Annotated in this window: 25 protein-coding genes; 13 read left to right on the top strand and 12 right to left on the bottom strand. The window is 28.7% G+C overall.

Annotated features, from left to right (window positions below; genetic code table 11):
* The first annotated feature begins 74 nt into the window (after positions 1-74).
* From BTO07_RS01680 to BTO07_RS01740, 13 genes are all read left to right on the top strand, one after another.
* A complete protein-coding gene (locus BTO07_RS01680; protein ID WP_087519575.1) occupies positions 75-488 on the top strand; it encodes a DUF2141 domain-containing protein in 414 nt (137 codons plus the stop codon).
* A 31-nt stretch (positions 489-519) separates the two neighbouring features.
* On the top strand, positions 520-1,881 hold the full coding sequence (locus BTO07_RS01685; RefSeq protein ID WP_087519576.1) for a 2TM domain-containing protein: 1,362 nt from the start codon (positions 520-522) through the stop codon (positions 1,879-1,881).
* A complete protein-coding gene (locus BTO07_RS01690) occupies positions 1,881-2,204 on the top strand; it encodes a 2TM domain-containing protein (RefSeq protein ID WP_087519577.1) in 324 nt (107 codons plus the stop codon). The genes BTO07_RS01685 and BTO07_RS01690 overlap by 1 nt, the downstream gene beginning before the upstream one ends.
* Positions 2,205-2,206: 2 nt before the next feature.
* The gene (locus BTO07_RS01695; RefSeq protein WP_087519578.1) at positions 2,207-2,494 is read left to right on the top strand and encodes a 2TM domain-containing protein; all 288 of its coding nucleotides are present in this window, start codon (positions 2,207-2,209) and stop codon (positions 2,492-2,494) included.
* 4 nt (positions 2,495-2,498) lie between these two features.
* The gene (locus BTO07_RS01700; protein ID WP_087519579.1) at positions 2,499-2,807 is read left to right on the top strand and encodes a 2TM domain-containing protein; all 309 of its coding nucleotides are present in this window, start codon (positions 2,499-2,501) and stop codon (positions 2,805-2,807) included.
* Complete coding sequence (locus BTO07_RS01705) at positions 2,800-3,135, top strand: 2TM domain-containing protein (RefSeq protein WP_087519580.1); 336 nt, start codon at positions 2,800-2,802, stop codon at positions 3,133-3,135. The genes BTO07_RS01700 and BTO07_RS01705 overlap by 8 nt, the downstream gene beginning before the upstream one ends.
* A gap of 4 nt (positions 3,136-3,139) precedes the next feature.
* Positions 3,140-3,451, top strand: a complete 312-nt coding sequence (locus BTO07_RS01710; RefSeq protein ID WP_087519581.1) for a 2TM domain-containing protein — start codon at positions 3,140-3,142, stop codon at positions 3,449-3,451.
* Positions 3,452-3,674: 223 nt separating this feature from the next.
* Positions 3,675-4,430 carry a LytR/AlgR family response regulator transcription factor gene (locus BTO07_RS01715; protein WP_087519582.1) on the top strand — a complete coding sequence of 252 codons (756 nt, stop codon included), beginning with the start codon at positions 3,675-3,677 and terminating at the stop codon, positions 4,428-4,430.
* A gap of 107 nt (positions 4,431-4,537) precedes the next feature.
* The gene (locus tag BTO07_RS01720) at positions 4,538-4,900 is read left to right on the top strand and encodes a VF530 family DNA-binding protein (protein ID WP_087519583.1); all 363 of its coding nucleotides are present in this window, start codon (positions 4,538-4,540) and stop codon (positions 4,898-4,900) included.
* Positions 4,901-5,050: 150 nt separating this feature from the next.
* The gene (locus tag BTO07_RS01725) at positions 5,051-6,058 is read left to right on the top strand and encodes a DHH family phosphoesterase (protein WP_087519584.1); all 1,008 of its coding nucleotides are present in this window, start codon (positions 5,051-5,053) and stop codon (positions 6,056-6,058) included.
* A 169-nt stretch (positions 6,059-6,227) separates the two neighbouring features.
* On the top strand, positions 6,228-7,799 hold the full coding sequence (locus tag BTO07_RS01730; protein ID WP_087519585.1) for a helicase HerA-like domain-containing protein: 1,572 nt from the start codon (positions 6,228-6,230) through the stop codon (positions 7,797-7,799).
* Between the two features lie 46 nt (positions 7,800-7,845).
* The gene (locus BTO07_RS01735; RefSeq protein ID WP_087519586.1) at positions 7,846-8,412 is read left to right on the top strand and encodes a hypothetical protein; all 567 of its coding nucleotides are present in this window, start codon (positions 7,846-7,848) and stop codon (positions 8,410-8,412) included.
* Between the two features lie 205 nt (positions 8,413-8,617).
* Positions 8,618-8,986: a cupin domain-containing protein gene (locus BTO07_RS01740; RefSeq protein WP_087519587.1), complete on the top strand. Its 369-nt coding sequence runs from the start codon at positions 8,618-8,620 to the stop codon at positions 8,984-8,986.
* A gap of 76 nt (positions 8,987-9,062) precedes the next feature.
* Here the strand turns inward: BTO07_RS01740 and folD are convergent, their stop codons facing one another.
* The 12 genes from folD to BTO07_RS01800 form a co-directional block, all read right to left on the bottom strand.
* Positions 9,063-9,938: a bifunctional methylenetetrahydrofolate dehydrogenase/methenyltetrahydrofolate cyclohydrolase FolD gene (gene folD, locus BTO07_RS01745; protein WP_087519588.1), complete on the bottom strand. Its 876-nt coding sequence runs from the start codon at positions 9,936-9,938 to the stop codon at positions 9,063-9,065.
* Positions 9,935-11,230: a hypothetical protein gene (locus tag BTO07_RS01750; RefSeq protein ID WP_157663257.1), complete on the bottom strand. Its 1,296-nt coding sequence runs from the start codon at positions 11,228-11,230 to the stop codon at positions 9,935-9,937. The genes folD and BTO07_RS01750 overlap by 4 nt, the downstream gene beginning before the upstream one ends.
* 179 nt (positions 11,231-11,409) lie before the next feature.
* Complete coding sequence (ffh, locus tag BTO07_RS01755) at positions 11,410-12,738, bottom strand: signal recognition particle protein (RefSeq protein ID WP_087519590.1); 1,329 nt, start codon at positions 12,736-12,738, stop codon at positions 11,410-11,412.
* 76 nt (positions 12,739-12,814) lie between these two features.
* The gene (locus tag BTO07_RS01760; protein WP_087519591.1) at positions 12,815-13,255 is read right to left on the bottom strand and encodes a hypothetical protein; all 441 of its coding nucleotides are present in this window, start codon (positions 13,253-13,255) and stop codon (positions 12,815-12,817) included.
* Between the two features lie 23 nt (positions 13,256-13,278).
* Positions 13,279-13,815, bottom strand: coding sequence for a DinB family protein (locus BTO07_RS01765; protein ID WP_087519592.1), 537 nt, complete (start codon positions 13,813-13,815; stop codon positions 13,279-13,281).
* 72 nt (positions 13,816-13,887) lie between these two features.
* Entirely contained in the window at positions 13,888-15,975 is a 2,088-nt protein-coding gene (locus BTO07_RS01770) for a hypothetical protein (RefSeq protein WP_087519593.1), read from the bottom strand.
* A gap of 17 nt (positions 15,976-15,992) precedes the next feature.
* Positions 15,993-16,634: a hypothetical protein gene (locus tag BTO07_RS01775; RefSeq protein WP_087519594.1), complete on the bottom strand. Its 642-nt coding sequence runs from the start codon at positions 16,632-16,634 to the stop codon at positions 15,993-15,995.
* A gap of 146 nt (positions 16,635-16,780) precedes the next feature.
* Complete coding sequence (locus BTO07_RS01780; RefSeq protein ID WP_157663258.1) at positions 16,781-17,524, bottom strand: hypothetical protein; 744 nt, start codon at positions 17,522-17,524, stop codon at positions 16,781-16,783.
* A 97-nt stretch (positions 17,525-17,621) separates the two neighbouring features.
* On the bottom strand, positions 17,622-18,755 hold the full coding sequence (locus BTO07_RS01785; protein ID WP_157663259.1) for a hypothetical protein: 1,134 nt from the start codon (positions 18,753-18,755) through the stop codon (positions 17,622-17,624).
* Positions 18,756-18,768: 13 nt separating this feature from the next.
* A complete protein-coding gene (locus BTO07_RS01790; RefSeq protein WP_198342498.1) occupies positions 18,769-19,440 on the bottom strand; it encodes a hypothetical protein in 672 nt (223 codons plus the stop codon).
* Positions 19,441-19,460: 20 nt separating this feature from the next.
* Entirely contained in the window at positions 19,461-19,919 is a 459-nt protein-coding gene (locus tag BTO07_RS01795; protein WP_157663260.1) for a T9SS type A sorting domain-containing protein, read from the bottom strand.
* 314 nt (positions 19,920-20,233) lie between these two features.
* Positions 20,234-21,730: a YfcC family protein gene (locus BTO07_RS01800; protein WP_087519599.1), complete on the bottom strand. Its 1,497-nt coding sequence runs from the start codon at positions 21,728-21,730 to the stop codon at positions 20,234-20,236.
* Positions 21,731-21,771: the final 41 nt, after the last annotated feature.

The following is a 21,771-nucleotide window of genomic DNA, read 5'->3' on the forward strand; positions in this document are numbered from 1 at the left end:
TCGGTATTCTTTAATTTTAAAAACTATCCTTGTGTTGCATATTTGTATCATAATTAACCATTAAAACAAAAATTATGAAACTTATAGTAGCAATTTTAACGACAACAATTTTATTTATTACAAACTCAATAACTGCTCAAAACAATACAATTACTGCAACAGTTATAAATGTAACTTCAGATACAGGTAAAGTAGGATATGCATTATATGACAAAACTAATTTTAGAATGAAACCAATACAAGGTGCAGCATCTAAAATTGTAAATGGAAAAAGTGTTGTAGTTTTTGAAAACGTAGCAGCAGGAGAATATGCAATTATCTGTTATCACGATAAAAATAATAATGATAAAATGGATTTTGAAGCGAATGGAATGCCTTTAGAAGATTATGGTGCTTCTAATAATGTAATGAACTTTGGTCCACCAAAATTTGAAGATGCTAAATTTACTATTATTGATAAAAATGTATCTTTAGAAATAAAATTTTAGTAAGTTTATTTTATAATATTAATTTCAGCATATGAAAACACCAAACACAAATATCTTTAAAAAATTAAAAAGCGATTTTATCGTTTGTACAAAGCTTACTGTGGTTTTAGGAATTATTTTTATCCTTATAAATCAGGCGTTTACTGTTAAAGGTATGAGTATGGTGTTTTTAATTTCTGCAATGTATTCTTTTACTTTAGGTTTAGGAAACGGAATTATTAATGAATACTTAAACTCGAAATGGGATTGGGTTAAAGAAACCAATAAAAGAGTTTGGATTGGTATGTTTACCACCATTATATATACTGGTATTGCTGTTTTAATTATTCATTACATTCAATATATAATGCTTTTCGGACACAAGTTTGAAGACTTTTTTAGTGGGAATTTAGTTTATGTACATTTATTTGCTTTTATCTTTTCATTAGGAGTTGCTGCTTTTTTTCATGCCAAAGGCTTTATGGATAAATGGAAATCTGCAATGACGCAAGAGTCTACACAACAACAAATTGTTGCAAAAACAGAAACAGCAAAGTTTGAGTCTTTAAAGAATCAATTAGATCCACATTTTTTGTTTAATAGTTTAAATGTATTAACGAGTTTAATTGGTGAAAATCCAAATCAGGCAGAGAAATTTACCACAAAATTATCTAAAGTATATCGATATGTTTTAGAACAAAGAAATAAAGATTTAGTACCCATTGAAGAGGAATTAAAATTTGCAAAAACATATATGGAATTGTTAGGAATGCGTTTTGAAGATGCCGTTAAGTTTAACATTCCAGATTCTATAAGTAATAATGAGTTAAAAATTGTGCCTTTATCATTACAGCTTTTGTTAGAGAATGCCGTAAAACACAATGTGGTTTCTACTTCAAAACCTTTAACAATCAATATTTACGAAGAAGACACTTATTTAATTATAGAAAATAATGTAAATCCTAAAGAAGCAATAGGGAAAAGCACCAAAGTTGGTTTGCAAAATATTGCTGATAGATATGGATTGATCACTCAAAAAGGAGTGAAAATAGAAAATAACAATAAAACTTTTAAGGTGAGTTTACCGCTCCTTTATAAAATGAACGATATTATGTACACAGAAGATTTAGAAAATAGCAACTATGTAAAAGCAGTAGAAAGAGTAGAAAAACTGAAAGAGTTTTATCAAAATTTAGCTTCATACTGTTTGGTAATTCCTTTTTTAATTTTTATCAATTTACGTTTTTCACCAGGTTTTCACTGGTTCTGGTTTCCAATATTTGGATGGGGAATGGGATTAACTTTCCACTTTTTAGAAGTGAATAATTACAATATTTTCTTAGGAAAAAATTGGGAAGACAAAAAGATTAAAGAAATGATGGATAAAGAGAATCAACATAACAGAACAAGATAATGGAAAAAGAATTCACTAAAGAACAGCAATATGTTCTGGCTCGTAAAAGAGTAGAAAAGATTAGTAAGTTTTATAAACATTTAGCGAGTTACATTGTTGTAAATATATTTTTAACTGCTATTTTTATTGTAGGTGATATGAATGATGGAGATTCTTTTAAAGAAGCTTTTACAGATTACCATAATTATAAAATTTGGTTGTATTGGGGAATCGGAATTGCTTTTCAGGCTTTAAATACTTTTGGTTTAAATCTGTTTATGAGTAAAGACTGGGAAGAGAAAAAGATTAAAAAATACATGGACGAACAAGATAATAGAAGGTAATTATGGATTCTAATCAAATACAACAACAGCGTTATTTGAAAGCTCAAAAGAGAGTAAAAGACATTAAAGGGTTTTATACGCATTTAACAATTTACTGTTTAATTATACCCGTAATTATTTTTATGAATTTAAAATTTGAACCTCATTTTCATTGGTTTTGGTTCTCTGTTTATGGTTGGGGTTCTGGACTTTTTATTCATTGGTTAACCGTTTTTGGATTCAAGTTATTAGGAATTGGAAAAAATTGGGAAGAGAAAAAAATTAAAGAGTTTATGAACGAGAATAATTAAGGTTATGCAACAAAATTTCACAAAAGAACAATCATATATTAAGGCAAAAAAGAGAGTTAAAGATATAAAAGGATTCTATATCCATTTCTCTGTTTATTGTATTGTAATTCCTATAATAATTGCAGTAAACTTACTGTTTTCTCCAGGTTTTCATTGGTTTTGGTTTTCGTTATTAGGTTGGGGAGTTGGTGTTTTCTTTCACTGGATGGCTGTTTTTGGGTTTAGAAAAATAGGTTTTGGAAAAGATTGGGAAGAAAAAAAGATTAAAGAATTAATGGAAGAACAACAAAAAAAGGACAGAAACCATGGATAATAAATTTAGACAAGAAGACAGTTTTTTAAGAGCTAAAAAGAGAGTGAAAGCTATAAAAGGGTTTTATGTTCACTTAATTGTTTATGTTTTATCAAACATTTGTATTAGTGGAATTATCATATGGGGATTAATGGAAAGTGGTTATCGTTTTGAAGATACTCTTTCTAATTTCGGAGTGTATTCTACTTGGGTTTTCTGGGGAATAGGAATGTTTTTTCACTGGTTAGGCGTTTTTGGTTTTAAGTCTTTAGGCTTTGGTAATGATTGGGAAGAAAAGAAAATTAAAGAATTGATGGACAAAGAAGAGCAACGTAATAAAAATATGTAAAGCGATGGAAAACCTAAGTGAGAAAAAATTATTAAGAGCAAAACTAAGAGTAGAAGAAATTAAAAAATTCTACAAACACGTTGTTACTTATATATTGGTAAATTTGTTTTTAGCTTTTGTTTGGAATTTCTCTTTTAAAATATTTGGAGATTTTAAAGTCAGTAATCAATTTGATGGAGATGGTTTTACGCACATTCCTATTTGGTTGGTTTGGGGAATATTTTTAGTATTTCATGGTTTAAAAACTTTCGGATATCTTAATTTTTTTGGTAAAGATTGGGAAGAAAGAAAGATTAAAGAATTTATGGAAGAGTGAAGTTAGTTGTAAAGTTTCAAAGTAACAAAGTAACATAGGTTTAAAGGTTCAAAGGTCGTTTATGTCATTCCGAAATGAGCTTTTTTAAGCGATTGAGGAATCTTAATAATTAATAATAACAAACAAATATTAGACTGAACTTGTCGAAGTCCAGTAATCAAAAATTTCAATAATCTATTAATCTAGCGATCCAATAATCTATTTAAAAATAATATATAAAAGAATGAACGTATTAATAATTGAAGATGAAAAGCCAGCAGCAAGAAGGCTAAATAGAATGTTAGCAACATTAGATTTAGAAGTTCAGCAAATGTTACATTCTGTAGAAGAGTCTTTAAATTGGTTGCAAAACAACGAACATCCAGATTTAATATTTTTAGATATTCAGCTTTCTGATGGATTGTCTTTCGAGATTTTTGAAGAAATTGAAGTCAAATCGGCTATTATTTTCACCACTGCTTATGACGAATATGCGTTAAAAGCGTTCAAACTAAATAGTATCGATTATTTACTAAAACCTTTAGACGAAGATGAGCTAAAAGTAGCTGTAGATAAGTTTAAAGAGAATAGACCAAAACAAACAGATGTTCAAGTTAACTTGGATGACATTCGTAAATTATTAGTAAACCCTGTTGATAGAAAGTTTAAAAAAAGATTGACAATTAAAGTAGGGCAGCACATAAAAATTATTCCTATTGATGAAGTAGAATGTTTTTATAGCGAAAATAAATCGACTTATATTCATACAAAAGAAAACAGAAATCATCTTTTAGATCATTCTTTAGAATATTGGCAAGAACAATTAAATCCTGAACATTTTTTTAGAGTTAATAGAACTTTTATTGTGCACATAAACGCAATGAAAGATATCATAGCCTATTCTAATTCGCGTTTAAAATTAGTTTTACATTCTTATAACGAAACTGAAATTATTGTAAGTAGAGAGCGTGTAAAAGAGTTTAAAAATTGGATTGACTGATGCAGTTTGTTTTAGTATTTAGTTTGTTGCTAAAAGAATAAAACTCGTAATTCACTAATTAAAGAATATAAAATATTATTTGGATTTAAAAATACAATTTGTCTACAATGCATATAAAAAACATTAACCAGAACGAGTCGATTGATAAAAAGAATCAATCAAATCAACTTTTGGATACAGTTTCCAATCCACAGACAAATGAAGAATTGGCTGAAGAAAAACCAGCTAAACGAAAAAGGAAAGAAGCCACTGAAGAACAATTAAAAAACCCGTTTCATGGAGTAAAACTAGTCCAGGTTTTAGAACGTTTGGTAGCACATTATGGTTGGGAGTATTTAGGTGAGCGTGTAAATATTCGCTGTTTCAAGAACAACCCAACTATGAAATCAAGTCTCGGGTTTTTAAGAAGAACAGCTTGGGCTCGAGAACATGTTGAGGATGTCTATTTAGAGATGTTAGAAGAAAAATAGTCCCAAATTTCTTTCAAAAAATATTCAATTTATTTCATTTCTATTAAACTTTAAATACTTCCTTTTTCACTTCAATAATAAACCTAACTTTGCATCCTTTTAAAAAAGGATACAATTGTAGTATAAATTGCAATTGCAAAAAAATAATACATGAATATTTACAAACAAATAGAAGCAGAAATTCAAGCTGCATCAAATATCGTTATTACAGCTCATAGATCTGCAGATGGAGACTCAATTGGTTCTTCTTTAGGTTTACTTCATTTTATAGAAAAATTAGGTAAAAAGGCTGTTGTTTGTCATCCAGATAAAGCTCCAGATTTTTTATATTGGTTAGATACTTCAGCGATTCTTTTAATGGAAGAAAATCCAGAAGAAGTAACTGCACAAATGCAAAAAGCAGATTTAATTTTCTGTTTAGATTATAATGCAACAAATAGAGTAGGGCCAGAAATGCAAGTTTTGTTAGAAGAGGCAACTTGTAAGAAAATAATGATTGATCATCATTTAAATCCTGAAGAATTTCCTACAATAACTGTTTCTGAAACAACTGCTTCATCAACATCTCAATTAATTGTAGATTTAATAGAGCAATCAGGTCATTTAGACTTGTTAGACGAAAAAATAGGAACACCTTTATACTTAGGTATTTTAACAGATACTGGTAGTTTTAGATTCAATTCTGTAAAACCAAGAACACATGAGGTTTTAGCTAAAATTTTAGCAGCAGGAGTAGAACATCATTTAATTCACGAAAAATTAAGCGACAATAATACTGAAAGTCGTTTGCGTTTGCAAGGATATGCAATGAGTGAAAAGTTAGAGATTTTATACCAACACAATGTTGCTATTATTTCTTTATCTAAAGAAGAATTGGCTAAGTACAATTACAAAAAAGGAGATACAGATAGTTTGGCAAATTTAGTTTTGTCTATAAAAGGGATGAAAGCTGCCATTGTTTTTACAGAAAGAGATGGAATTATGAAAATTTCTTTTAGATCTAAAGGTGCAGAAAACCCTGTAAATGTTTTAGCTAAAGAGCACTTTAATGGTGGAGGACATGCAAATGCTTCTGGTGGAATGAGTGATTTAACTGTAGAAGAAACATTAGAAAAATTAAAAGGATTGATTCCTCAATATTTTAAAAAACAAGAATAATTTTTTAAGAGATTTAAAACAACATAAAGAGGTTTAACTGAAGGGTTAATCCTCTTTTTTTTTATACAAGGGTTTTTATTTAGAATTTTATTGAAAACTATTTTCAACAAAATCTTGAAAAAATTTCACATCCATTAAACTTTGATTATTTTTAACAAAATTTACGAAGATGAGTCAGAAGGAAGAATTTTTTGAATACATTAATAATGGTTATAAAACCAAAGGAGACGCTATAGAGTTAGGAGCAGCAATGTTGGGCGAAGAAACCATAACAGACGCAATTGTAAAAATTCCTTTAAAGACTTTAAATAGACATGGTTTAATAGCTGGTGCAACAGGTACAGGTAAAACAAAAACATTACAAGTTTTAGCAGAAAACCTTTCGGAAAAAGGAATTCCGGTGTTGTTAATGGATATTAAAGGAGATTTATCTGGTTTGGCAAAAGCAAGTCCTGGTCATGCAAAAATAGATGAGCGTCATGCAAAAATTGGTTTTCCTTTTACAGCTAAAAAGTTTCCGATAGAAGTGCTTACAATTTCTGAACAAGATGGAACAAGAATGCGTGCTACAGTTTCTGAATTCGGACCAGTTTTATTATCAAGAATTTTAGATTTAACAGAAACACAAAGTGGAATTGTTGCCATCATTTTTAAATATTGTGATGATAATAAATTACCATTATTAGATATTAAAGATTTCAAAAAAGTATTACAGTTTGTAACGCAAGAAGGAAAAGAAGAAATCCAAAATGAATATGGACGAATTTCAACATCTTCTACAGGCGCAATTTTGCGTAAAATTGTAGAAATAGAACAACAAGGAGGAGATTTATTCTTTGGTGAAAAATCTTTTGAAGTTGAAGATTTAACACGCGTAGATGAAGATGGAAAAGGAATTATTTCTGTTTTACGTTTAACAGATATTCAAGACAAACCAAAGTTGTTTTCAACATTCATGTTGCAATTATTAGCTGAGGTTTATGAAACTTTTCCTGAACAAGGAGATAGTGGTAGACCCGAATTAATCATTTTTATAGATGAAGCACATTTGGTATTTGAAGAAGCGTCTAAAGCTTTATTAAACCAAATAGAAAGCATTGTAAAACTAATTCGTTCTAAAGGTATTGGTTTGTATTTTGTAACGCAAAACCCTAAAGATGTGCCAGAAGATATTTTAGCACAATTAGGATTAAAAATTCAACACGCTTTAAGAGCTTTTACAGCAAAAGATAGAAAAGCAATTAAGTTGGCAGCAGAGAATTATCCAGATTCAGAATATTACGATACCAAAGAAGTATTAACCCAATTAGGTATTGGAGAAGCTTTTGTATCCGTTTTAAACGAAAAAGGTATTCCAACTCCGTTGGCAAGAACAATGTTGCGAGCGCCAATGAGTAGAATGGATATTCTTACAGATAAAGAATTGAAAAATGTGATTAATAATTCGCGTCTTTTTTATAAATATAATGAAGATTTAGACAGAGAAAGTGCGTACGAAAAGCTGAATTCTAAAATAGCGAGTATTAATAAAGCAGAAGAAAAAGCGATTAAAGCAGAGTTAGACAGAAAAGAGAAAGAAAAAGAAGCTAAAGAAAAAGAAAAGGAAAAACAAAGAGAAGAAAGAGCTTCGAGAAGTTCTTCCAGAAGGAGAAGCACTGCACAAAACCCGCTAATAAAAGTATTAACAAGCGCTACTTTTATAAGAGCGGCATTTGGAATATTAAAAAAAGTATTGAAATAACAAATCATAAAAAAGAACGTTTTAATTAACGACCAAAAACAATAAAATGAATAAAAAGAACCTCTTACCAATTTTAGTAATCGCATTTTCAGTATTTATAATCAGTTGTAGTAACAGCAATAAATTTAAAATTGAAAAAGGAAAAGTTGGTAGTATCACAACAAAAACAACAGTTAAAGAGTTAAATACTATTTTTAAAAACGATTCTATTGTTAAAAATTTAAGTGAAGGAGCACAAGGAGATAACTATTTTCAAGAAGACGATGAGTATTTTGTTTTCGAAAAAGGAGGGAAGTTATTATTAACCATTTTACCGAAAGAACAATTAGACTCAACTTCGACAATTAAAAGTATCGAAATTCATGATGAGCGTTTTAAAACGGAGTCTGGTATTAATATCAATTCAACATTTTTAGAAATCAATGCAAATAATAATATAGACAGAGTAGAATCTACTTTTTCGTCTGCAACTTTATTTTTGGACAATTTAAACACTACAATTACCATTGATAATGAAGAGTTGGGTTTAAAAGAGTTTAACACTCAAAAAGTTTCAAAAGAGCAAATCCCTGATTTAGCTAAAATGAAAACGTTTATCGTTTGGTTTAATTAGGGCATATTATGTCTTTTTTATTTAAAAGACAAAACCGCGCTTTCCATTATATCTTTTTATTAGAGTCATTGCGAAGTTTATTTTTTTATAAACTGTGGCAATCTCATCATTAGAAAGAGATTACTTCGTTGCACTCGTAATGACGCCTATTTAATAAAGTAATAAAAAGGATGCCATTTCAATCGCTTACGCAAAAACCAATATTATGAAGAAAAAATATACCATTCAAAAATCACCATTTGTTGTACCAACAACAGATGGTAAATTAATTGAAGAACATTTTGGAAACGCAACAGACGGAAATTCTCAATTAAGTATCGCACATATGATTGCGCCTTCTGGTTGGAGCGAACCATTTCAAACTCCAAAATTTGATGAATATACATACATCATAAAAGGTAAGAAGCAATTTATTATAGATGGAGAAACAGTTGTTTTAGAGGCTGGTCAATCCATTAAAATAGAAAGTAATACTAGAGTTCAATATTCAAATCCTTTTGAGGAAAAATGTGAATATATTGCTATTTGTTTGCCCGCTTTTTCTATGAATTTAGTAAATAGGGAAGAAGAATAAAAAAGAATATTACACAAAAAAAAACGAGCTAATTAATTAGCTCGTTTTTTTTTATATATAATTTGAAAAGAAAATATTATCTATTTCTTTGACAAGCTAATAATGTGTTTTTTAATAACATTGCAATTGTCATTGGGCCAACTCCACCAGGAACAGGTGTAATAAATTCAGATTTTTTAGCAACTTCATCAAAAGCAACATCACCAACTAAACGGAATCCGCTCTTTTTACTAGAATCTGCTAAACGAGTAATTCCTACATCGATAACAGTAACATTATCTTTAACCATATCAGCTTTTAAAAACTCAGGAATTCCAATAGCAGCAATAATAATATCTGCTTGTAAAGTAAATTCTTTTAAGTTTTGTGTTCTACTATGGCACATAGTAACAGTAGCGTTACCAATCTTTCTTTTTTGTGAAAGTAAAATACTCATTGGGCTACCAACAATATGACTTCTTCCTAAAACAACAACATGTTTTCCTGAAGTTTCCACATTATATCTTTCTAATAATTCTAAAATTCCAAAAGGAGTTGCAGAAATAAAAGTAGGTAAGTTTAATGCCATTTTACCAACATTAGTTGGATGAAATCCATCAACATCTTTATCAGGATCAACAGCCATTAAAATTTTCTGTTCATCAATATGTTTTGGTAGTGGTAATTGAACGATAAAACCATCAATATCATTATCAACATTAAGAATTGCAATTTCATTTAATAAATCTTCTTCTGTAGTGTCTTCTGGTAATCTAATTAAAGTAGATTCAAAACCAACACGTTCACAAGCTTTTACTTTTGCATTTACATATGTTATGCTTGCTCCATCATTACCAACAATTATTGCTGCTAAATGTGGTGTTTCAAAACCTCTATCTTTTAAATCTCTTACTTCTAAAGCAATCTCTTCTTTAATTTCTGCTGATGTTTTTTTTCCGTCTAATAAAATCATTGTTTGTTTAATATATATATGGTAATAGTTATGTTTAAATTATTCAATTCTTTTAATATTGTGTAATTTTTATCTAAGAGATTTATTTCTTCATCGGATAAATTATATACAGTAGAATCGATAACATATTTGTTTTTTCCTGTAAATCTAGCAAATGATCTTTTATCTCCATTAAAATCAATAAAATCTAATGTAGTGCAATTTGGAAAAAAACTTGCAACTTCAGAGATGTTTATTTTTTTATTGTTTAAATAATCAATTGCTTTAATTCTCAATGAATGATAAGGAACATGTGCTAAAGTTGCATCCCAACCTTGAGAAATATCTTTTGGATACATCCAAAAATTTCCTGTTATTAAACCAAAAAAGAGTAGTCCATAAATAAGTTTTTTCTTTATGTAATGTTTTTGAATTATACAGAAAGTTAATAAATTAAGACAACAAAATGAAACAATAAAATATCTATGTCCAAATGCATTTGTTGAAAATAATACAGCAATAATTATAAAAATTACTGATGTTATTGATAACAATAAGAGTTGTTTGTTTTTTGTAGATTTAATTATTTTCTTTCCAAAAATAAATAAACTAATAACTAAAAACAGAAGCATAAATATTCTACCAAAGTCTAAATATCTATGAATTAGTGTGATTAAATTTTTTATAAATATTCTAGGAGTTGCAACTTTCCATAAACTTGCCCAAGGAGAATCAGGGTGTGTTTGAAGCCAACCTTTTGTTAGTAATCTCCATATAACAAAAGTAATTCCAGGTAAACTTCCTAAAAAATAGAAGAGTAAAAACTTTAAGTTTAAAGCTGATTTTAGTTTTATTTTTTCGATATATAGTTTATTTAAAATTTCAAATAAAAATATACCTCCCAAAAGCATCATACTTCTAAATGAGATAATACTTAGAAAAAATAACCCAATAAATTTTAGCGTATTATTTTTAAATAAAACACCATTAAATGTTAGCAAAAAGAAAAATACAATAATAACTTCTGGATTAACTAACACAAACTGTGTAGACAATGTGGGGTCAATTATTAATAATAAAAAAGCTAATAATTGACTTTTTTTATTTTCAACAAAATAAGAAACAAATTTATAAAGTTGATGAAAGGTACCAATAGTAAAAGGCAGGATTAATAAATGAGAAACCCATAATTTATGACCTAAAATTTTCCAAGAAATAGCTAAAAGAAATCCTAAAAAAGGTGGGTGACCAGGATCAAATTCATTTGGAATTGTCCAGTCAAAAATAGAGTTGTAATATAAATGGTTTCCCATTTTTGAGGCAAATAAAACATTGTCCCAAAACATTCCGTTATTCTTAGAAATTAAAAAAATACAAAAGCCCAAAAGAATAAAAAGAAGGTTCTTCCTCTTTTCAAAGTTAAATGTGTCTGTTATTTTTTTAAACATTCTCTAAATAAAAAAGGCTGCTAAAAAAGCAGCCTAAATAGTTGTTATTTCATTCCTTGCATCATTTGCATCATCTTTTTTCCGCCACCACCTTGCATCATCTTCATCATTTTGCTCATTTGGTTAAATTGCTTCATAAGTTGATTTACTTCTTGAATGCTTGTTCCAGATCCTTTTGCAATTCTCTTTTTTCTACTTGCATTTATCGTATTTGGTGTGCTTCTTTCTTCTTTTGTCATTGAGTGGATAATTGCTTCAATACCTTTAAAAGCATCATCATCAATATCTACATCTTTCATAGCTTTACCAGCTCCAGGAATCATACCAACTAAATCTTTCATGCTTCCCATCTTTTTGATTTGTTGAATCTGACTTAAAAAGTCATCAAAACCAAACTGATTTTTTGCAATCTTTTTCTGTAATTTTCTAGCTTCTTCTTCGTCATATTGATCTTGCGCTCTTTCAACTAAAGAAACAACATCTCCCATTCCTAAAATACGATCTGCCATTCTATCTGGATGGAATACATCAATTGCATCCATTTTTTCTCCAGTACCAATAAATTTTATTGGTTTGTCTACTACAGATTTAATTGATAAAGCAGCTCCACCACGTGTATCTCCATCTAATTTTGTAAGAACAACTCCATCAAAATTTAAGATATCATTAAACGCTTTTGCCGTATTTACAGCATCTTGACCTGTCATAGAATCTACAACAAATAAAGTTTCTTGCGGATTTACAGTTTTATGAATGTTAGAAATCTCATTCATCATTTCTTCATCAACAGCTAAACGTCCTGCAGTATCAATAATAACTACATTCTTACCATTTGCTTTTGCATGCTTTATTGCGTTTTCAGAAATTTCAACAGGATTGTTGTTACCAACTTCTGCATAAACTTCTACACCAATTTGTTCTCCAACAACTTGTAATTGATTAATTGCAGCAGGTCTGTAAACATCACAACCAACTAATAAAACCTCTTTAGATTTTTTAGTTTTTAAGAAGTTAGCTAATTTTCCTGAAAAAGTAGTTTTACCAGAACCTTGTAAACCAGACATTAAAATTACAGTTGGCGAACCTCCTAAATTAACGCCTACAGTTTCTCCACCCATTAAGTTTGTTAGTTCATCTTTAACTAACTTAACCATTAATTGACCTGGGTTTAAGGATGTTAATACATCTTGACCAAGTGCTTTGGTTTGAACTCTTTTGGTAAAATCTTTGGCAATTTTAAAGTTAACATCGGCATCTAATAACGCTCTTCTAACTTCTTTTAGCGTTTCTGCAACATTAACCTCTGTAATCTTACCATGACCTTTTAAGGTGTGTAAGGCTTTATCTAATTTATCGCTTAAATTATTAAACATAATTTGTCTTCTTTTTTAGGAATCACAAATATATGAATTAGAGACGATTTGTAAAGTGAATCGTATAGTTTTTTACTTATTCTGTCTTTAATAATAAGCTTGTAAAGAAGTTGATTAAATGTATAAAGGTTGATAATAGGAAAATTAAAAAGGATAAAGCGATTACAATCGTAGAATTATCATTTAAAAGTTGACTTCCAGCATCAGATTGTTGCCCAATCCAATTCCAACTATTATTGGTAAGAATTAAAAGTATAGCAACAGTTTGAAGTATTATGTGAACTATTGTTAATCCTTTTTTTGATGGTTTTTCTGCCCAATGTAATGAGAAATAATTAATACCAATCATAGCAAAAAATATTGCAGAGAATAGATATAAATGAAAATGTGTAATTACTAAATAAGAATCATAAATATTGATATCAAGAGTTTTATCATCACTTAAAAAACTAAAAAGGATACATATTGGCACTAATCCAAAGAAAAAAAGGTAGGGTTTCTTAATAATTTTATTCATAAAAATTGAATACAAATTTTTGATTAAAATTGTTCACTATACGTCATTACTAAACTTTCTGTATGATGTTCTGTGTGATGTGCAGTCCACATTATTATTTCTCTAATGGTCATTTTACCCATTAATGGATGAGGAATTACTAATGTATCTAAATTAACATCACTAATTTTTTTAAGTTTGTATTGTAATTTTTTATTCTGTATTTGAAGTTTTGTTATTAATCGTTCTCTATCCTTTTGCAAAGGTTTTTTTAAATCCTGATTAAAAGCTCTTGTTCTATCTTTGTTTTCTAGTAATTTTTGTTGATATTTTTCAACAATTGTTTTGTAGTTTCTAAGTTCTCTATTACACAATCCGAATTTATATTTTAAAAAAAATCGAGGATAACTTAGCGCCTTATTTAATAATTGTAAACTGTTAACTAGATGAAGAATTTGTTGTCCAACAGTCCATTTTCCATCAGGAGATTTGTTCCAATTATCATCTGGTTGATTTTCTAACCAATCAAATAAAACTTGATATTTCTCTTCTAATAAAATTACAATTGCTTCTTTCTTCATTTATAATAGATATATTCAGAAAAATACAAAAAAATATCTTAGCAAGAACTTTTCATACTTGTTGAAGGTTTTTTATTCAGGTTTTACAGCTTCTCTTGTAGCAGTAACTTTACTTAATAATCTTTTTAAAATCATTAAAATAGTTTCTTGGTTTTGTAAAGTACCATCATTAAAAGCAGTTGTTATTGTTTCATTTATGATTAAAGTAGGTGTTGTTGTATTATTCATAGCGCTTTTTATAGCTTCAACTTTTGCTAATAATCTTTCTGATATTTTCAACATTTCTAACTGATTTAACTCTGTACCGACATCTATTAGATCTATATCTAGTCTAACAAAATTAATGTCTTCTTCTGGTATTAACTCTTTATAAAGGTTAGGGCCATTTGATAATATGTCTACTTGTACCTCTATACCATTTGTAGGCACTGTACTTGGTACTAAAAAATGACTTTTAAAAACAGTTGTTACTGGCGATAAAAAATAAATTACTGTGAGATTATCATTATTTATAATTGATACATCGTTAGTCGTACTTTGATTCCATTTTAAATGCACAAATTTGTTTATTCCATTACTATCTATATAACCATGTTCTAAAGTAGCACCATTATAAAGAGTAATATTAGCTGTTGTTTTAATACCTTTAAATTTACTAGTAGTAAGTATTGTATTCGATTTTATGGTAATCGTTTTCGAATTTGTGTCTACAGAAAAAACAGCACTAGCAGTTGCATCGATAACTAAGTTATAGTCTCCGATATTTAATAAAGAACTTTCATTTATAATTAGTAATTCATTTATACTTGGTATTTCTAAATTTGTTTGGTTTAATTGTTTCCAATATTTTGCATAATCATATAATTGACCTAAATTATCAATTGTTGAATATGCTGCAACAACAGTAGCATCTGTTTCTGTGATATTAGTATCTTCAAACATGGTCCAATCATAAGTCAACTCACTTATTCCTTTTAATTTTTGAATAGATTTTGTTAGTATTTTATTGTAATGATAAAAATAGATGTCAAATTCATCATCTGTATTATCATTTTTACTTCTTCTATCAAATACAACAAATCCTGTACTTAAATGATTAACGGCTCCTGTAAGTATTTCTGTTGTAGGTATTAATCCACTTGCATTGGATGTTTTAAAATAGGTTCTGTCACTTGTAAAAGTGTAACCGTTTCCGTCAACTCTTTTATTGTTATTAGTATCTCTAATAAACATTTTTGCATTTTGAATTGGAACACTTTTTTCATCTATTATTTTAGGTGCTATTTCTTTTATAATTTGCCAAGTACCTGTTGATGAATTATTACCAATTAAATGTTCTTCTACAATTAAATTTGTTCCATCGGATGAATTGATGATTTTCCCTTTTCTATTAGACCAAAGACCTAAATCTAATCTATTTCCTCTACCACCTCCAGAATAATCTCTAAAATTATATTGTATGGAGGAAGAAGAACTACTAAAACTAATTCCTTCATCGGCAATAGTAGGCATATATCCATCAAATTGAAGTGGAGTACCAACCATTGTCATGGCGTACTTTACCATTTTAAAATTATTAGCTGTTAAATTATTAGAAAATTGCCTTATTTGATATTGTGGATCTGGAGTCGCTAATAACTCAATTCTTCCATCTTGAATGTTTACAGTTGAATTTGGATAAAATTTAATTGAAGAAGAACATTCAATGCCTCCTCCTTGCATATTAAATGTACCTGAGTCACTAACGTCTAAAGAAAAATTTTGACCGTAATCATTTCTATCATAAGTTGTTCTAATTGCTATTCTTTGTAAATATGAAGTGAAGCCATTGATTGTTTCAAAGTCTTTTATATTAAGTGTGCCAATTACTGATATTATACTTCTTGGGGCAGCAGAACCTACAAGTAACATTTCTTTTGAAGCATCTATTGTTAGGTTTCCATTAATTATTAATTGTCTGTCACCAATATCGTATATCGTATATTCACTATCAGTTCCTAATCCTACTTGCACTAATGTTACTCCACTTATACTTGCTAATCCAGATAAATCTGTATCTGTATTTGTTTGTGTAATTATTGTAGCACTAGTTAAAGTAAATGTAGCTTGTACATAAATTGTAAATGTAAAAAACAAAAAAGTTAATATTCTTTTTTTCATTTTGATGTTTTACTTAATTAGAAAGTTAAAGCAGTACATGCTGCTAAAGTAGTAGGTTGTGTTGTTTGGCCTATATTGTTTGTTTTAGTAGCGATGTCTTCTACATTTACATCAGTCTTATCATATCGTATTACTTTCCAATTTCCATTTATTATAAGAGACACATATCTAAAATCGTTATTTGTAGCATCTGCATCATCATCACCATCAAAAATAAGTTCGTTATTTACTGAATTAAATGTAATTGGTTTCCAAGTATTATCAGCTCTTAAATAGGCATTCTTATTATCTGAACTATAAATTACCATTCCTTCGGTTGGAGCTGCTATTTCTGTAGTATTTGTTTCAGTAGGTAAAAGCAGTGCAAGCTTTTGAGTATTGGTTAAATCAAGTAGTAATTCTACTTTGGTATTTACTAATTTCCAATTTGTACCATCGTAAATTTTAGTTCTAATCTTATCTAGATCAGTATTATCAAACCAAGTATCACCAAGTAAAGGAGATGTTGGAGCAGTTACAGAAGTTGTAACACTATTACTAATAACCGTTTTTAAAGTTCCTTTATTATCAATAACTCTAATTTCTTGAGCAAAACTTAATTGTACGCAATTTGCACACAGAATAAATATTAGAATTTCTAAGATTCCTTTATAAGACATTGCTATTAATCTAATCTTGCAAATAAGAATTTTAAGTATTCAAAACATATTATTTAAAAGAGTTGATAATTTAAGAATCAACTCTTTTAAATAATAGATATAATTAAACAAAAAATTAGAACTTTTAAGGGGTTGCTATTTTAAATTTAGTAAATCCACTGTACTTCAATAATGTCACCTGCATAAGTAGTCCAATCATTTGGCGCTGCAGCACTAACATCAAGAGTAATAGTATCATCAGCAGTAAGTGTGTAATCTATAGCAGCTCTAAGTTTTGCTCCGTTTCTAAATACAGATATTTTATTAATAGAAGTTCCCATAGCTAAACCTGTAGCTGTTACAATAAGATTACCATCTGCTGCTATTGGAAACTCAGTACGACCAGCTGTAATTAAATGAGTAGCTAATAATTTTTTTGTTTCTCCTGTTGCTTCATCTCTAATTAAGACTGTCCAACCAGTTCCAGCACCTCCATGAGAAGTTGCATCTGCTGCTGTAGTGGCTATAGATGCAGTTGTGGCTGCACCAGCAGTTAAAGTTGGGCTAACTAGTTTTATTCCATCAAGCGCAAATACTTTACCAGTAGCATCAATATATGTATTGTCTGTTAAAGTACCACCTAATTGCCAAGTAGAAATAATACCACCGTCAGTAGCAACGTCTGTAAGTAATGTTAAACCATTTTTTACTTGTAAGAATTTTTTAGTTCCTTTATTATCTATAACTCTAATAGTACCATTAAGAACAGACGACTTACTAATGTCTTCTTTTTTACCAATTTTAGTTGTTCCATCTGTTTCTGTTGCATCACCTGTAACTTGCTGTGCTTGTATGTTAGAGCCTATCACCATTATAATGGTTAATACAGTTAATTTTAAATATTTAGTCATTCTATTTTATTTTAGATTGTTATTATTTTTAATATTTCAATAAAATTTTAATTAGTGTTTTTCATATTGCATGTAAATTTGGGGGTTAGTTTTTAGGTTAATATAATTGTACTATTCTTATTTTATCGTTTTTATAACATATCGCTTCAGGCTCTAATTTTATAGTTGAATTATTAACGGCTGTGAAATTTATAAGAACACCGTTTCTGTAAACGTCTATATTCTCAGTATTTGTAATACTTAAAGGAATAGGGAATTCAAGTTGTCCATCAGTAGCAATAATTATTACTTGTTTTTGTTGAGAGAGCATTAATAATGGTTTTTGTCTTAAAACTCCTGTATTCTTATCTACAACAACAATTAAATCTTCCTTATTTACACTTTCTTGTAAACCTTTTATTGACAATGTATTTGTTTGATCTGTAGTGAGCTCTGTAGGTTCTATTAAATGACCACCTAGTTTAATGGTATTTCCATCTTTATGAAGTCCATTTAAGGCTTTTGTTGTTATTGAAACCCAATTAGAACCATCAAATACTTGAATACATTTTAATGTTTTGTTCCAAACTTGATTTCCAATAACTGGAGTTTTAAACTTTGTACTTCTAGCGATATCATTTGCCACAACTATAAGACCTAATTCATTAGCATCATCATAATCTTCATTAACTGGTACCCAGTTAAAGTCATCCCAAATTAATAGAGTGGGGTTTTTATTTGCACCAAAACTTGTAATCCAAATTAAGGTACCTTTACTATATGGAGGATTTAGTTCTCTTAAAGAATTTACGATTTTTATAGTACCAGTTCCGTTATTCTGATGTGGTATATAAAGTATTTTTTGACTATCTAAAAAGACAAAACCTTCATTATTACTTATAATATTTAGTTCTACATTTAAGTATTTTAGTTTACCATCCCAATTAATATTTTCAAAAGTGAAGTTTATAGGAGTTCCTTCACCAACAATAATAGAAACCATCCCATTTTCATCTGTTCTAATATCGTGTTCTTCTGTATATTCTATACCTGCATCATTTGTTATTGTAAAACGTAGCGTAATATCTTCTAAATCTAATGGAAGATTTTTTGTTGTTACATCTGTTCCTGGAATCTGAATTTCTTCATTATTTAAAATTAAAGCTTGATAATTAAAACCTGGAGTTTGACCAAGTACAATTGTACTGGTCAGTAAAAAGAAAAAGAGCTCTATTTTATTTACAAACTTCATTGTTTTAGGTTTTTTAAAATCCTCCGTAACATTTATTCCTTGGGTTATTAATATTAAAAAGTATTCCGTAGGAAATTGCATCTGTATGAAATGTATATTTCTCTTTAATATTACTATCTTTATTTTCTTCTCTTAAACTATCAGCAATGTTATATTTTACATAGGTTGAAATTCTATCAGACATTGTATATTCTACACTAATACCTTTATGAAAACGGATAAAAGTTCTATCGAAAGTATTGTCTTTATAAATGTCATTAACTACATCTTTATATTTATTTGTTCCCGTCATAAGCCAATCGTGAGAAAGGTGTGTGTGCACTAGCACTTTAAATTTAGGTTCATTAACAATCGAAAAATTAACTCCGGTTTTTATTGTTACATACGTTAAACTGTATGTTAGAGGGATACTTTCTGTACCTGAATAAAAACCAGTATTAATTTTATAACTATTGTAACTCATTCCTATATCTCCTTTTAATCTATCATTATAAATATTAAATCGAAAACCACTTTCTAAGAAAAAATCATAAGATTTATAATAATTTAAATCCAATGTGTTTTCCCCCATATTATTAACATAATCTTTAAAATACGCACTTTCTAAACCTGTTTCAAAATAAACTTGTTGTGCATTTACTTTAAAAATTAGAATCGTAAAAAATAATAAAAAGCTATATTTCATTTTATTTCTTAACATTCTAATTACTCTACTTTTATTATTTTTTTGGTTGCTATATTTTTTCCACTCTCAATTTGTATTAAATAACTTCCCAAACTAAAATTTTTCATAGAAATTACAATTTTATCAGTAGGAGAAAACTTTTTATTAGCATATACTTTACCATTTATATCATAAATTCTAAGGTAAATCTCATCCGTAGTTTTTTTAGAAAAGTCTATTTTTATATGGTCTACAAAAGGATTTGGAGATATTATAAAGTCTAAAGTTTCAGTAATAGAGTTCTTTTTAGAGTTATCTACTTTTAAAGAAATAGTATTCGTTAGAAAACCTTGTTGTACAGTTACTGATTTTAATTCCTTTTTACCAATTATACTAGATTGACCAACGCTTTGTTGAATGCGATATTTATTGTTATTTGTATAAACAGTAGCAGAACCAACTGAGGTTAAGGTAGATTTTTGTACAGAATACTTTTTCACTGTTTGTTGCTGTGAGAAAGCAAAACACTGATGAAGGATTAAAAATAAAAGGATAAACTTTTTCATTTACAGGTACTATTATGTACGCCATAAATATATGTAAGCTCGTATTTGGTCTCAATAGGGGAATTGCTTAATCTCTTGTAAATTTTTATAAAAAAAGATCGTTTATAAAAAGATTTTTACACCTATAGTTTCATAATATAGCTTACTGTAGAAGAGTGTGTTAGTGTAAAAGTTGACTGCAGGTTTTATCATTCAAATATTATTCATACTTAAATTGAGCTAAAAAACGTACTGGAATAATACGTCTCTTATAAATAAGCAGAAATTGTTAAGAAAGTCATAGAAACTAAAGTTAAAATAATAATTAAAGGAATTATAAATTTCAACCACTTGTCATAACCAACTTTTACAATAGCAAGTGAAGCTAAAATTAATCCTGTAGGATTTATAAAAGCAAACAAACCAACTCCTAAAAGATATGCGTTTACAACATGCTCTCTTCCTAAAGAAACCGTATCTGCTAAAGGAGACATCACTGGCATTGTTAAAACGGCCATTCCTGATGAAGAAGGGATAAAAAATGACAATCCACTATACACAAACATTGTTGAATTTATAAACAAACCTTTACTCATTCCGTCTGTCAATGAACTAGAATAGTATAATAAAGTATCGCTAATTAAGCCATCTTCCATTAAAATGGTAACACCTCTTGCCAAACCAATAATAAAAGCAACACTTAATAATTCATTGGCACCTTTTATAAAAGTATTTACAAAAACAGTTTCATTTATTCTGTAGATAAAACCAATTACAACAGCACCAACAAAGAAAACTGCGGTCATTTCTAAAAACCACCATTCTAAATTGATCACTCCATAAACCATTACAATAAAACACAGAGCAAAAATAGAAAGTACTAATTTTAGACGTAAAGTAAAGTCGATCGGTTCAGATGATTTTTGAAAAGAAAACATTTTCTCAATACTTTCTTTTTGATCAAAAATGATAGATTTTGTTGGGTCATTTTTTACTCTCTGAGCATACCTTATAATGTATAAAATACAGATAATTAAACCAACTAAAAGCATTACAATTCTTCCTTCAATGCCAGAAGTCCAATTAATTCCTGCAGAGTTTGAAGCAATAATTGTACTAAAAGGATTTGTAGTAGACATCATTGTACCAATAGAACTACCAATATAAATACAGGCTAAAGCAACAATAGCATCATACTTTGCAGCAATAAAAATAGGAATTAAAATAGGGTAGAAGGCAATGGTTTCTTCTGCCAATCCAAAAGTTGTTCCGCCTAAAGCGATTAATGAAGTAACAACAATAATCAGAATAAATTCTTTGCCTTTTAAAAGAACAGAAAGTCTAGAAATACCAGCTTCAAAAGCACCCGTAAAATTAACAATTGCTACAATACCACCAATAAATAGCACCAGAATAATAATATCTGCAACGGCTATAATTCCTTTTAAAGGAGATAAAATAAATTCTTTAATTCCTTGTGGTCTGGATTCTAGTTTCTGATACGTTTCTGGAATACTAATAGCTTTATAAATGGCACCAGAAGTAAATTTCTCTAGCGGAATTTTAATTTTTAAATCATCTAAAGTTTTTTGTGATGCTTCTAAAACAATAGCATCATCTTTACTTGTTTTTATAAAAGAATTGTCATCCTTATTATAAGCTAAACGATCATATTGACCAGAAGGAATACACCAAGTTAAAAGCGCTACAAAAGCAGCTATTATTAACAAAATTGTTTGGGCACTAGGGAATTTTATTTTTTTCATCTTTAGAATCTAAACGAGACTTTAAAGATACTATTTTCTTA

The sequence above is a fragment of the Polaribacter sp. SA4-12 genome (assembly GCF_002163675.1).
Lineage (GTDB): Bacteria > Bacteroidota > Bacteroidia > Flavobacteriales > Flavobacteriaceae > Polaribacter.

Bases quoted from the DNA above. Each gene is read 5' to 3' on its own strand.
- BTO07_RS01735 (WP_087519586.1), top strand. From the start codon at position 7,846: ATGAATAAAAAGAACCTCTTACCAATTTTAGTAATCGCATTTTCAGTA.
- BTO07_RS01730 (WP_087519585.1), top strand. From the start codon at position 6,228: ATGAGTCAGAAGGAAGAATTTTTTGAATACATTAATAATGGTTATAAA.
- BTO07_RS01680 (WP_087519575.1), top strand. From the start codon at position 75: ATGAAACTTATAGTAGCAATTTTAACGACAACAATTTTATTTATTACA.
- BTO07_RS01800 (WP_087519599.1), bottom strand. From the start codon at position 21,730: ATGAAAAAAATAAAATTCCCTAGTGCCCAAACAATTTTGTTAATAATA.
- BTO07_RS01765 (WP_087519592.1), bottom strand. From the start codon at position 13,815: ATGAAGAAAGAAGCAATTGTAATTTTATTAGAAGAGAAATATCAAGTT.
- BTO07_RS01705 (WP_087519580.1), top strand. From the start codon at position 2,800: ATGGATAATAAATTTAGACAAGAAGACAGTTTTTTAAGAGCTAAAAAG.
- BTO07_RS01785 (WP_157663259.1), bottom strand. From the start codon at position 18,755: ATGAAGTTTGTAAATAAAATAGAGCTCTTTTTCTTTTTACTGACCAGT.
- BTO07_RS01775 (WP_087519594.1), bottom strand. From the start codon at position 16,634: ATGTCTTATAAAGGAATCTTAGAAATTCTAATATTTATTCTGTGTGCA.
- BTO07_RS01715 (WP_087519582.1), top strand. From the start codon at position 3,675: ATGAACGTATTAATAATTGAAGATGAAAAGCCAGCAGCAAGAAGGCTA.
- BTO07_RS01700 (WP_087519579.1), top strand. From the start codon at position 2,499: ATGCAACAAAATTTCACAAAAGAACAATCATATATTAAGGCAAAAAAG.
- folD (WP_087519588.1), bottom strand. From the start codon at position 9,938: ATGATTTTATTAGACGGAAAAAAAACATCAGCAGAAATTAAAGAAGAG.
- BTO07_RS01710 (WP_087519581.1), top strand. From the start codon at position 3,140: ATGGAAAACCTAAGTGAGAAAAAATTATTAAGAGCAAAACTAAGAGTA.
- BTO07_RS01770 (WP_087519593.1), bottom strand. From the start codon at position 15,975: ATGAAAAAAAGAATATTAACTTTTTTGTTTTTTACATTTACAATTTAT.
- BTO07_RS01685 (WP_087519576.1), top strand. From the start codon at position 520: ATGAAAACACCAAACACAAATATCTTTAAAAAATTAAAAAGCGATTTT.
- BTO07_RS01725 (WP_087519584.1), top strand. From the start codon at position 5,051: ATGAATATTTACAAACAAATAGAAGCAGAAATTCAAGCTGCATCAAAT.
- BTO07_RS01690 (WP_087519577.1), top strand. From the start codon at position 1,881: ATGGAAAAAGAATTCACTAAAGAACAGCAATATGTTCTGGCTCGTAAA.
- BTO07_RS01760 (WP_087519591.1), bottom strand. From the start codon at position 13,255: ATGAATAAAATTATTAAGAAACCCTACCTTTTTTTCTTTGGATTAGTG.
- ffh (WP_087519590.1), bottom strand. From the start codon at position 12,738: ATGTTTAATAATTTAAGCGATAAATTAGATAAAGCCTTACACACCTTA.
- BTO07_RS01780 (WP_157663258.1), bottom strand. From the start codon at position 17,524: ATGACTAAATATTTAAAATTAACTGTATTAACCATTATAATGGTGATA.
- BTO07_RS01790 (WP_198342498.1), bottom strand. From the start codon at position 19,440: ATGAAATATAGCTTTTTATTATTTTTTACGATTCTAATTTTTAAAGTA.
- BTO07_RS01695 (WP_087519578.1), top strand. From the start codon at position 2,207: ATGGATTCTAATCAAATACAACAACAGCGTTATTTGAAAGCTCAAAAG.
- BTO07_RS01750 (WP_157663257.1), bottom strand. From the start codon at position 11,230: ATGGGAAACCATTTATATTACAACTCTATTTTTGACTGGACAATTCCA.
- BTO07_RS01720 (WP_087519583.1), top strand. From the start codon at position 4,538: ATGCATATAAAAAACATTAACCAGAACGAGTCGATTGATAAAAAGAAT.
- BTO07_RS01740 (WP_087519587.1), top strand. From the start codon at position 8,618: ATGAAGAAAAAATATACCATTCAAAAATCACCATTTGTTGTACCAACA.